This window comes from Mycobacterium sp. (assembly GCF_050701675.1).
Taxonomy (GTDB): domain Bacteria; phylum Actinomycetota; class Actinomycetes; order Mycobacteriales; family Mycobacteriaceae; genus Mycobacterium.
In genome coordinates this window covers 1-11,282 of the sequence record NZ_JBOGDD010000838.1, presented here as the reverse complement: position 1 = coordinate 11,282, position 11,282 = coordinate 1, and the positions used below count along the sequence as shown (strand labels likewise).

Annotated in this window: 13 protein-coding genes; 12 read left to right on the top strand and 1 reads right to left on the bottom strand. The window is 65.3% G+C overall.

Going from position 1 to position 11,282, the window contains the following annotated elements; all coding sequences use genetic code 11:
- The 11 genes from ACRDUX_RS25705 to ACRDUX_RS25655 all read left to right on the top strand — a co-directional run.
- A partial coding sequence (locus tag ACRDUX_RS25705) for a peroxidase family protein (protein WP_526417825.1) occupies positions 1-502 on the top strand: 502 nt, incomplete at its 5' end.
- 769 nt (positions 503-1,271) lie between these two features.
- The gene (locus ACRDUX_RS25700; RefSeq protein WP_526417823.1) at positions 1,272-1,733 is read left to right on the top strand and encodes an MSMEG_3727 family PQQ-associated protein; all 462 of its coding nucleotides are present in this window, start codon (positions 1,272-1,274) and stop codon (positions 1,731-1,733) included.
- Positions 1,734-1,744: 11 nt separating this feature from the next.
- A complete protein-coding gene (locus ACRDUX_RS25695) occupies positions 1,745-3,430 on the top strand; it encodes a PQQ-dependent dehydrogenase, methanol/ethanol family (RefSeq protein WP_526417821.1) in 1,686 nt (561 codons plus the stop codon).
- A 49-nt stretch (positions 3,431-3,479) separates the two neighbouring features.
- Positions 3,480-3,596 (top strand): pyrroloquinoline quinone precursor peptide PqqA, encoded by a 117-nt coding sequence (gene pqqA, locus ACRDUX_RS25690; protein ID WP_526417819.1) that lies wholly within the window; start codon positions 3,480-3,482, stop codon positions 3,594-3,596.
- Positions 3,597-3,672: 76 nt separating this feature from the next.
- On the top strand, positions 3,673-4,566 hold the full coding sequence (gene pqqB / locus ACRDUX_RS25685; protein WP_526417817.1) for a pyrroloquinoline quinone biosynthesis protein PqqB: 894 nt from the start codon (positions 3,673-3,675) through the stop codon (positions 4,564-4,566).
- 9 nt (positions 4,567-4,575) lie between these two features.
- Entirely contained in the window at positions 4,576-5,268 is a 693-nt protein-coding gene (gene pqqC, locus ACRDUX_RS25680; protein WP_526417815.1) for a pyrroloquinoline-quinone synthase PqqC, read from the top strand.
- The gene (gene pqqD / locus ACRDUX_RS25675) at positions 5,255-5,533 is read left to right on the top strand and encodes a pyrroloquinoline quinone biosynthesis peptide chaperone PqqD (protein ID WP_526417813.1); all 279 of its coding nucleotides are present in this window, start codon (positions 5,255-5,257) and stop codon (positions 5,531-5,533) included. Before pqqC ends, pqqD begins: the two co-directional genes overlap by 14 nt.
- Positions 5,526-6,656: a pyrroloquinoline quinone biosynthesis protein PqqE gene (gene pqqE, locus ACRDUX_RS25670; protein ID WP_526417812.1), complete on the top strand. Its 1,131-nt coding sequence runs from the start codon at positions 5,526-5,528 to the stop codon at positions 6,654-6,656. Before pqqD ends, pqqE begins: the two co-directional genes overlap by 8 nt.
- 328 nt (positions 6,657-6,984) lie before the next feature.
- Entirely contained in the window at positions 6,985-8,142 is a 1,158-nt protein-coding gene (locus ACRDUX_RS25665; protein WP_526417810.1) for a sodium:calcium antiporter, read from the top strand.
- Positions 8,143-8,337: 195 nt separating this feature from the next.
- Complete coding sequence (locus ACRDUX_RS25660; RefSeq protein WP_526417808.1) at positions 8,338-8,811, top strand: ribose-5-phosphate isomerase; 474 nt, start codon at positions 8,338-8,340, stop codon at positions 8,809-8,811.
- A gap of 272 nt (positions 8,812-9,083) precedes the next feature.
- Positions 9,084-9,752, top strand: coding sequence for an HAD family hydrolase (locus tag ACRDUX_RS25655; protein ID WP_526417806.1), 669 nt, complete (start codon positions 9,084-9,086; stop codon positions 9,750-9,752).
- 117 nt (positions 9,753-9,869) lie between these two features.
- Here ACRDUX_RS25655 and rpe read toward each other — a convergent pair whose 3' ends face one another.
- Positions 9,870-10,580, bottom strand: coding sequence for a ribulose-phosphate 3-epimerase (rpe, locus tag ACRDUX_RS25650; RefSeq protein ID WP_526417804.1), 711 nt, complete (start codon positions 10,578-10,580; stop codon positions 9,870-9,872).
- A 141-nt stretch (positions 10,581-10,721) separates the two neighbouring features.
- Between rpe and ACRDUX_RS25645 the strand changes: the two genes are divergently transcribed.
- On the top strand, positions 10,722-11,282 hold a 561-nt coding region (locus tag ACRDUX_RS25645), incomplete at its 3' end, for a response regulator (RefSeq protein ID WP_526417802.1).

Sequence of the window (11,282 nt, the reverse complement as noted above, 5' to 3'; positions counted from 1 at the left end):
GACCGATGTCGAGTGGTTCTCCGCGCTCGAGCCGACGGCGGACGCATTCCGCAACTACGTCGGCAAGGGCAACCGGCCGCCGCCGGAACAGCTGCTCGTCGATCGCGCGGGTCAGTTGACCCTGAGCGCCGCCGAAATGACAGTGCTGCTCGGTGGGCTGCGCGTGCTCGGCGCCAACCACGGCCAGTCCCCTTTGGGCGTGTTCACCTCGACACCGGGCACGCTGACCAACGAATTCTTCGTCAACCTGCTCGACGAGGACACTGAGTGGGCACCGAAGGCGGACACCGTCGCCGGGACGGCAGCCTATGAGGGCCGCGACCGGTGCACCGGCGAGGTCAAGTGGATGGCCAGTCGGGTCGACCTCGCCTTCGCGGCCGACCCCATGCTGCGCGCGATCTCGGAGGCGTACGCGAACCAGGACGGTGAGGAGAAGTTCGTCCACGACTTCGTGTCCGCGTGGCACAAGGTCATGAACCTCGACTTGTTCGACCGGCTCTAACCCAAATGGCGTCCACCCCGGCGGACTTTCTCGTCGGCGGTGAACTCCTTTGTTGCGGAACTCCGCGATAAGCGCTTTCTGCCACGTTGTTCACCGCCTGCGGATATCCCCGTGCTGCATTGTGAATTTCGGTGACGGCGTAGCCGGCGAACAGCGAATCTGTCTGGCCCGCGATCTCGACATTGAGTGATTGAGTGATGCAGTCCGCCGAATCCGGGGGGCTCATCGCGGCCAACCCGTAACGCACCGCGATCCGCTGATCCAGCCGCACCGGCCTGCGGGCCAGCGTCGCGGTCTGGAAGCTCGGGACTGGCCCAACACAGTGACGATGCGACGAAGCGTTCGGTCCACTCTCACAGTGAACTTGCAGGTCCCGGCTATCGGGCGCGAGTACTACCTCGCGGACGTACACCCACGGATGTGACTGGCATCACCACGAACGGCACCTGGCGGGGTGCGAACGGCAAGGTACGACCACCCTGCGGTCGTGCCTGTACGGAGGGGGTCACCGAACCTATCGTTCACGTAGTTACAGACTCGAAACAGGCGCTCGGGTGAACGAAGTGATTCGACGACCGACGACATTATGCAGCGAGATGTGACCGACCAGATGGAGCCGAGGATCTATGCACAGCCAACCCGGAGTTTCGGCTCGCCGAATTCAGAAAATGGGAATTCAGCAAATAGGACGTGAATGCGATCCGTCCTGAACGACTTTCGCATTCCACATGACAACAACGAAGTTTCACTGATGAGGAGGTGAGGTCCTATGACAGTCACTGATCAACCAGGCGACCTGCTGAGCGAACTCGGCTTGGACGCACAGAACCACGCAACCATTGGTCGGCTACTCGGAACCGGTTCGGTCGAAAGAGCTACCGAACGGGCCGACGGCACGATGGAGGCCACGATCCGGATCAAGGAGGACTCGGTCGCATGGGAGCCTGCGGTCCTGGTCCTGCCGCACGGCGGCAATCTCGAACTGACGGTCATCAACGACGACAAGAACACGCACTCCGCGTTGTTCCCGAGCAATGGCGACAAGAAGTTCCTCTGGCTGCTCAACCACTCGAAGGGCCGGGCGAAGCTCAACCTGGACGGCCCTGGCTACTACTGGTACAGCTCGCCCGGCGGTAACGACGAAGGTCGGGGACTCACCGCCGCCATCGTCGTGCTCGGCGAGGTGCCGCCGCACGCCCGTCTCGACCGTCCCGACCAGCCACGCCCCTAGGAGGAACCCCAATGACCATTGAATACATTGATGCCGGCGAGGCGATCGACCACAGCGCGCTGAGCGCCAAGACAGGCACCGCGCCCGCGGTGACCGACAACGTCAACTACGACCGCCTTCTCGACGCACGTTCGGAATCGCAGAACTGGCTCACCTACTACGGTGACTATGACGGCAAGCGGTACAGCCTGCTGGACCAGATCAACACCGAAAACGTCAAGAGCATCGGTCCGGCCTGGATGTTCCAGGCCGGCACCTCCGGTCACATCGCGGGTGCTTCGACCTACGCGTTCGAGGCGTGCCCGCTGGTCGTGGACGGCGTCATGTTCGTCACCGGCTGGGACGGCTGGTTCTGGGCTCTCGACGCGAAGACGGGCCAGCAGCTCTGGACTTACAAGCACGCAGTGCCCTTCGACGTCTCGCTCTGCTGCGGCAACGTCAACCGCGGTTGCGCGGTGGCCAACGGCAAGGTGTACTTCGTCACCCCGAACGCCCACTTGATCGTGCTGGACGCCACCAATGGAAAGCTGGTGTGGGAGAAGACCACTGGCGACGTGCGTGCGGGCGAGAGCGCCTCAATGGCTCCGTTGGTCATCAAGGACACGCTCATCACCGGCGGCGCCGGCGGCGAGTTCGGTGTGCGTGGCCACATCGACTGTTGGCACCTGGAGACCGGCGAGCATCTGTGGCGGACCTACACCGTGCCCAAGCCCGGCGAGAAGGGTTCCGAGACCTGGCCCGCCGACGGTGAGGCCTGGGCGCGCGGCGGCGCGAATCACTGGGTCACCGGGACGTACGACCCCGAGTTGAACCTGTACTACGCGGGCACCGGCAACCCGGCACCCGACTTCGACGGCGAGGTTCGCGAGGGCGACAACCTCTACACCGACAGCGTCGTTGCGTTGGACGTCGACACCGGTGAGATCAAGTGGCACTACCAGTTCACCCCGCACGACCTATGGGACTACGACTCCACCATGGAGATGACCCTGTTCGAGCGGGATGGCAAGAAGCTGCTCGGTCACTTCGACAAGAACGGCTACTTCTTCGTTCTTGATCGCACGAACGGCGAGTTGCAGCACGTCACTCCCTTCGTGGATCGGATCGACTGGGGCGTCATCACCCGCGACGGCAAGGTGACCCCGCGGAAGTACCCGGACAAGGAGGGCGAGCCGGTCCACTTCTACCCGGGCCCGGCAGGCGCGAAGGAGTGGACGCACGCGGCGTACAGCCCAAAGACCGACTTGTTCTACGTGCCGGTCGCGGACGTCGGCGCCACCGCCACTCGTCGGCGTCGGGATTTCAAGGAGGGCATGCCGTACTGGGGCGCTGCCGTCCAGGTCGACATCGACGACATGGCCGGTTCGGTGAGCGCGTTCGACAGCTACGGCGAGGAGAAGTGGCGCTGGCGTCTCGACTATCCAATGGCCGCGTCGGTGCTCGCCACCGCGGGCGACCTGGTGTTCGCAGGCACTCCGACTGGCGAATTCGTCGCGCTCAACGCCCGCACCGGCGAAAAGCTGTGGGAGTTCCAGTGTGGTAGCGGCCACCACAGCAGCCCCTCGACGTACAGCGTCGACGGCAAGCAGTACGTCGTCGTGCCTGTCGGCTGGGGTGGCTGGCTGGAGGGCATCATCCCCGGAATGCTCGGCGCGGGCCACGGCAGCGCGTTGATCGCATTCGCCCTGCCCGGCTGATTTCCATCGCTGGACCGTCCAGAAATCGAGAGAGAGAAGGAGAGAACACATGGAGAGAAAGAACGCTGCCAGCACTCTGCAGAAGTGGGAGCGCCCCACGGTCGCAGAGATCCGGGTGTCCGCCGAGGTGACCGCATACGTGGCCATCTTGGACGCGGGCAACTAGCCCGATCACGTCAAGGGCGCCGGGCCGGATCGGCCCGGCGCCCGTCGTGGTAACCCAACGGAGGGAGTGATCGGTCGTGTGGGTGCGAGTGCTGGGATCAGCTGCGGGCGGAGGGTTTCCGCAGTGGAACTGCGGGTGCCCCCAGTGCCGCGCGGTGCGGACCGGCTCGCGACCCTGCGTCCCACGCTCCCAGTCGTCGATCGCGGTGAGCGCTGACCGGAAGCAGTGGTTTCTGTTCAACGCCTCACCGGACATCCAGTCGCAGATCGAGTCCTTCCCGGATCTGCATCCCGATGAGGGCAGGGTGGTCCGGCTGCAGGCCGTGCTGCTCACCGACGCCGAGCTCGACCACACCCTCGGCCTGCTGCTGATGCGGGAGGGGCGCGGTCTCGAAGTGCACGCGACCGAATCGGTGCACGAGACCTTGACCTCCGGAACCGGGGTGCTCAGGACGCTCGAGGCGTACTGCCCGGTCAAGTGGCACCCGGTGCTGCCCGGCGCCGAGGTGCCGCTCGGGGATGGGTTGTCCTACCGTGCGTTCGACGTACCCACCGTCAAGCCGATGCGGTTCCCAGGGGCGGCGACGGCTGGCCGGGTCGTGGGCTACCGCATCACCGACACCAGCAGTGGCCGCAGCCTTGTCTACCTGCCGTGCGTGCAGCAGCTCACCCCCGACGTCCTCGAGGAACTGGCCGACTGCTCCGGCCTGCTGATCGACGGCACCTGCTGGCGGGACGACGAGATGTCCAGCCTTGGCCTGGCCCGAAAGACCTCGCGCGACATGGGACACGTCCCGATCGACGGCCCCGGCGGCAGCCTCGAACTGCTGTCGTCGCTGCCGATCGACCGCAAGGTCTACACCCACATCAACAACACCAACCCGATCCTGCTCGAGGACTCGCCGGAACGACGGCTCCTCGACCAGCACGGCATCGAAGTCGCCGCGGACGGGCTCGAGCTAGACATCTGAGGAGCAATGATGACCGCAGCACTGGCGCCCGATGAATTCGAGGAAGCGCTTCGCGAGCACGTCAAGGACTACCACCACCAGCATCCCTTCCATCGGCGGATGAACGGCGGACAGTCCAGCCGGGAGGAGATCCGGGGCTGGGTGGCCAATCGCTTCTACTACCAGGTGAACATCCCCCGCAAGGACGGGGCGATCCTCAGCAGCTGCCCGGACCGTGAGATACGGCGTCGCTGGGTCCAGCGCATCATCGACCACGACGGCACCACCGAGGGAACCGGCGGGATCGAGGCGTGGCTGCGACTCAGCGAGGCCGTCGGCTTGACCCGGGCTGAGGTCGAGGACGCCCGACACCTGCTCCCAGGCGTGCGATTCGCCGTCGACGCCTACGTGACCTTCACGCGCACCCGGCCGTGGTTGGAGGCGGTGGCATCCTCGCTGACCGAGCTGTTCGCGCCCGACCTCATGGCGGAGCGGCTCGCGGCATTCGAACGCCACTACACCTGGATCGACCCCGACGAGCTCTCCTACTTCCGGACTCGGATCACCCAGGCGCCCCGCGACTCCGACCACGGTCTCGAGGTGGTGCGGAAGTACTGCGTCACCCAAGAAACGCAGGCCGCCGCGCTGTCGGCGCTGTCCTTCAAGTGCGACGTGCTGTGGAGCATGCTCGATGCGATCGACCAGGCTTATGGAAATCGCTGACGAGGCCGCCCGGCCGCGGCTGGCGCGCCACGTGCGGATGAGGTTCGACGCCGCACGCGGGCAATACGCGCTGCTGTCGCCGGAGACGATCTGGGTCCTCAACGACACCGGCGTCGCGATCGTGGAGCTGTGCGATGCCCAGCGGACCATCGCCGAGATCCAGTCCGAGCTGCGCAGCCGATACGACCAGGTCGCCGACGGCGACGTACGACGCTTCGTGGCCGACCTCGTCACCAAGCACGGGATGGAGATAGATCATGGATAAGCCATACGCGCTCCTCGCCGAACTCACCTACGCCTGTCCACTGCACTGCCCCTACTGCTCCAATCCGGTTGCGCTGGACGACTATCGCGACGAATTGACGACCGCCGAGTGGCAACGGGTGTTCGCCGAGGCCGCCGACCTGGGCGTGCTGCAGGTGCACCTCTCTGGCGGCGAACCGATGCAGCGTCACGACATCGTCGACCTGGTGCAGTGCGCCAACAAGCTGGGCCTGTACACCAACCTGATCACCAGTGGGCTCGGCTTCTCCACCCGGCGCGCCGAGCAACTCCGCGACGCGGGCCTCGACCACGTGCAGGTCAGCATCCAGGCCGATGAGCGAGACCTATCCGACCAGATCGCAGGCACTGCCTCGTTCGAGCGCAAGCACGAGGTCACGCGGCTCGTCAAGAAGCTGGGCTGGCCACTCACCCTCAACGTGGTGCTGCACCGGCAGAACATCGATCGGATCGGTGCCATTCTCGACATGGCGGCGGAGATGGAGGCCGACCGGATCGAGCTGGCCAACACGCAGTACTACGGCTGGGCGGGACGCAACCGTGCCGAGTTGCTGCCGAGCAGGGACCAGCTGGAGCGCGCGGAGACGGTGGTGCGGGCGGCCCGTGGGCGGCTCGGGGACCGGATGGAGATCATCTACGTCATCCCCGACTACTACAGCAAGTTTCCCAAGCCCTGCATGGACGGCTGGGCAAGCCGCCAGTTCACGGTGGTGCCCAACGGCGAAGCGCTGCCGTGCCCAGCGGCCCACGAGTTGGCCCGCGGGCTCCGCCTGCCAAGCACCAACGTGCGCGAGCACTCCCTGGAGTGGATCTGGGCGGAGTCGCCACTGTTCAAGCAGTACCGGGGTGACGACTGGATGCCGGACCCGTGCCGCAGTTGTGACCGTCGCGAGATCGACTTCGGCGGCTGTCGTTGCCAGGCCTTCGCGCTCACCGGCGACGCCGCCCGCACTGACCCCGTCTGTCATCTCTCCCCGGATCACGGGCTGGTGGAGGCGGCGGTGGCGGCAGCGAACGACCCGACGCGGCCGCGGGACGGCGTGATGATTCCTCGACCGAATCCCGGCCGCACGGGGTTGAAAATCCCCTTGGAGGTCCGACGGTGAACTCTCTCTTCGCTCTGCTCTCCGAGCTGGACGGCAACAGCGCGCGTCCGCCGTGCTACCACTGCGGCGAGCCGTACACGTCGGTGGATGCCCTTCGACACACCGAGCCGGTCAGCTGCGAGGCCTGCCCTCGTTGCAAGGCGATGCCTGCCTGCTACACGTGTCGAAACATGTACTGCGCCTGCGAAGTACACCAACACTGAAGGGCTTGCGGAATTGCAGGCTCGAAAGATTGACGAAAGCGGATCGGTAGGAATGTCATGAGAGGGAGTCGGATGCAGCAGACAACGGGTGTGATCCCGCGTAGCTCACGGGGGAGCAGAACGAGATGACGTCGATCATCGTCTTTGCCGTCGGAGCGGCGCTGTTGATCTACAGCGCCGAGAAGCTGATCACCTACCTGGTCGGCGCGGCGCGCGGCCTGGCAGTCTCGCTCTTCCTGCTCGCCATCGTGTTTACCGGCATCGAGTTCGACGATCTCGCGTTCGGCGTGGTGCTCAACTTGGAGGGCCACCAAGACGTCGCGCTCGGAGTCATCTTCGGAACCGTCATCTCGCTGACTGGCCTGGTGCTCGCGCTCGCCGCCATCGTCGCGCCCAGCCCGGTGGAGGTCCCGAAGGACTACATCGCACTGTTCGCGATCGCGCCTCTCGTGCTGATCGTGCCTGCACTGCTCGGCGGGGTGGGGCGGGTATCCGGGGTTGTTCTCATCGTGCTGTTCGTGGTTTTCATCGCCTACATCGCCTACCGCGAGTCCCGGCGGGCCGTGCCCACATTCCGCAGTGCGGAAGTGCTGGAAGCCGTGGAAGCCGAGGAAGCGACGCATAGTCCCGAACTCGTCCGTACCGGCGTAGGGAACTCCGGGGATGGCGGTCGTACCGGCGGCGGTGCCGGGAGCCTCTACGAGACCGGTGATCTGGGCCGGGCGAAGGCGAACAAGCGTCCGGGGTGGGCGTTGCTCCTGCTCGCGCTCCTCGCGTTGATCGGCCTCGTGGCCGGTGCCTGGGTCATGGCCAAGGGCACCGAGGGCATCGTCGAGAAGTACGCGATCGGTGGCACGGTCTTCGGGGCGACGATCGCGACCCTGGTGCTCTCCCTGGAGGACATCTTCCTGACCGTAGAGCCCTTCCGGCGGGGCGCGCCTGCCATCGGGGTCGGCAACGTCATCGGCAGCGTGGTGTTCTCGGTGACCGCGAAGGTGGGCATCATCGCCCTGCTCGGCGGCGCACTCCTGATCACCCCGGAGGTCTTCAGCTGGCACCTGCCTGCGCTCATCGTGATCAACGGGTTCGCGGCGTACGCACTGTTCACCGGCCACCTGCGGCGCTGGCACGGTGTGGTGCTCCTGGTGGGGTACGTCGCCTACTGGATCGTTAGTTTCTCGGTGTTCGGGCTCGTTCCCGGCGACGACGACGCCCCGGGTTCCGACGACAACGCGCAGCGGCCGGGCATCGAGGCACCGGCAGTCCCGGGTGCTCTCGTGTAATGCGGCTGGCTGGCCGACTAACTCACTGTGGTGCTCGCGCCGGTCAGCTGCCCTCGTCGTAAGACGATGCCCGCTTGCCGCACCTGTCGGAACATGTACTGCGCCTGCGAAGTACACCAACACTGAAGGGCTGGCAGGTATCTGCCGGTCCGCATCCAACGCGATGCGTTGAATCACGAGAAGGGAACAACAATCATGCGCATATACCTGGGTTCCGACCATGCCGGATTGGAACGTAAGAACGCCATCATCCAACATCTGAGGGCCGCGGGCCACGAGACCATCGATTGTGGTGCTCTCGTCTACGACGCCCTCGACGACTACCCCGCGTTCTGCATCGAGACGGCACGTCGTGTCGTCGCCGACGAGGGCAGCCTGGGAATCGTGCTGGGCGGCAGCGGAAACGGTGAGCAGATGGCCGCGAACAAGGTGAAGGGTGCGAGATGTGCCCTGGCGTGGAGCGTCGAGACCGCGCAGCTGGCCCGCCAGCACAACAACGCTCAGCTGATCGGGCTCGGCGGTCGCATGCACTCCCTCGGGGAGTCCCTCGCGATCGTGGAGGCGTTCCTCGCCGCGGAGTGGTCGAATGATGAGCGCCACCAACGCCGCATCGACACCATGTCCGAGTTCGAGAAGACCGGCGTCGCCCCGGTGCTCGCCGAGGTTTGATCGCCATTGCCCGAAGGGCACACCCAACCAGCGTCGACGCCACCGACCCGGCCAATTTCGCCATCCAAGTCATCGCCGACGCGGCGCGCACGAATTCGCGAAAGATCGGGCTGGAAAGAGCAACCGAAAACGCATGACATGTGAAAACAGGTCAACGACAATGCCGCCCGTCGCTTTCTCGTTTTCCTAGAATCGAGGCGGGTCAGAGACACGCCGTGTCACGACCTTTACGTTTAGGGCGAGTGCCGCGGCTGCCGATGCAGAATCTCTGTATGGCCGTGCTATTGGTGGACTTGGACGACACGTTGGTCGATCGGTCTCAAGTTGTGCGGGAATGGGCAGCGGACATCGCGCAGCACCACTCGGGCGACGAAGGCCTTGAACAGTGGCTTGTCGAGTGGGACTGCGACGGCAACGATGTGCGCGATCGGCGAGATTTTCTCAGTGGTGTGCAAGCCCGGTTGGGCATGACGGAGTCGGTGGACGAGTTGTTGCAACGGTGGCCATATGAATTTGGTGGCCACCACCGCCTGGACGAAGCAACCCGGAGTGTCCTGGGCAGTACGCGACGACGAGGCGTTCCGGTCGTGATCGTCACCAACGGCTTTACGACACAACAGGAAGCCAAACTCGATGCGATCGGCGCACGTAACCTCGTCGACGGGTGGGTCATCTCCGAACGGGCCGGCGTGCGCAAACCGGACCGGCGCATCTTCGAACTCGCCGCCGAGTCGGTTGGGCATGCATTGAACGGGTCCTGGATGGTGGGTGACAACCCAATAGCGGACATCGGCGGTGCCGCGAACGCCGGTTTGAGAAGCGTCTGGGTCAATCGGCATCACCGGAGCTGGGTGCACGAAGGCGAGCCGCCGCCGACGTTTCAGCATCCCGCGCCGGCGATCGATTACGCGGCGACTGCGATTCTCACCGCCCTCGGCTGAACCCCTTCAGATGGAGTTACGCAGGAATGGGAGGGCGTTCACCCTCGCCCGACTCGGCGAACCCCACTGGGGTGAACGGAGTCCCGCCGGGAGTAGCCCCCGCCACCACCCGGTGGATCAGACGGGGACTGCTTCCCCGTGTGGTGCGTTCTCCAGCGCAGTGGTTCGCAACTGTTTGACGGCCGCCGCCTTGCCGTCCGGATAGGCGTACATCCAGGAGCCGGAGATGAAGACGTCGGCGCCGGCGCTGGCCGCGCCTGCGATGGTCTTGTCGGTGATGCCGCCGTCCACTTCCAGCTCGATGGGCAGACCGGATTCGTCGATCATCCTTCGCAGGCGCGTGATCTTCGCCTCCACGGCCGGGATGTAGGCCTGGCCCCCGAATCCCGGGTTGACGGTCATGGCGAGGATGAGGTCGGTCTCGGACAGGACATGCTGGACGACCTCGGCGGGAGTGTGCGGGTTCAGCGCGACGGCACTGCGCGCGCCGAGGTCGCGGATGTGTGCGAGCGTGCGATGGAGGTGGGTGCAGGCTTCGGCGTGCACGATGATCAGTTCGCATCCCGCGTCGACGTAACGCCCAAGGAGTTCGTCGGGGTTGACGACCATGAGATGGGCCTCGAATCCGACGGTGCTGTGCGGGCGCGCCGCCGCGATGACGTCCGGGCCGAAAGTGAGGTTGGGAACGAACACGCCGTCCATGACGTCCCACTGGATCCGGTCCACTCCGGCCTCGCACAGTTCGGCCACCTCGTCACCGATTCGGGCGAAGTCGGCCGGTAACACCGAGGGCACGATGAGGGGCTGGTTGACACTGAAATCGGTCATGGCGCAGCGGCCTTTCTGATCGGGTTGGTCCATCCGACCGCGTAACGCCTGTGGCGTAATCACCCCGGTGGGTGGGGGAGCGGGTGATATCCCCGGCTGGTTCAGTCGGATCAGGATGCTTACCGCCGTAGGCTTGGCGGCATGCCGGATCCGCCTCCGACCCCGTTGCGTGTCGTGCTCGTCGACGATCACGAGATGGTGCTGCATGGGCTCGACGCCATGCTCGGCCACTTCCCCGAGGAGGTCGTGATCGTCGGTCAGGCGACGACGGCGGCGGCGGCGCTCGGGTTGGTGGCGGAGCTGCGGCCCGACGTCGTCCTGTGCGATGTGCGCATCGGCGAAGGGAGCGGACTGGACCTGTGCCTGCAGATCACGACGCAGCATCCGGACACGAAAGTCGTCCTTCTGACCGTGTACGACGACGAGCACTACCTCTACCAGGCGCTGCGGGTCGGTGCCTCCGGCTACATCCTCAAGCGCATCGACGGGAAGGAGTTGGTCGGCCACCTGCGTCGGGTCCGCCAGGGTGAGACCGTCATCGACCACGCACTGGCCGGCCGGGTGGCGCTCTCCGCTGCGCGCCTGAGTGCTGGTGAGTTCTGGTCCGGTGCGCACCTCGGCCTCACCCAGCGTGAGTCGGAGGTACTGGCGTTGCTGGTTTCGGGGCACTCGAACAAGGCGGTCGCGAGCGAACTGGTGGTC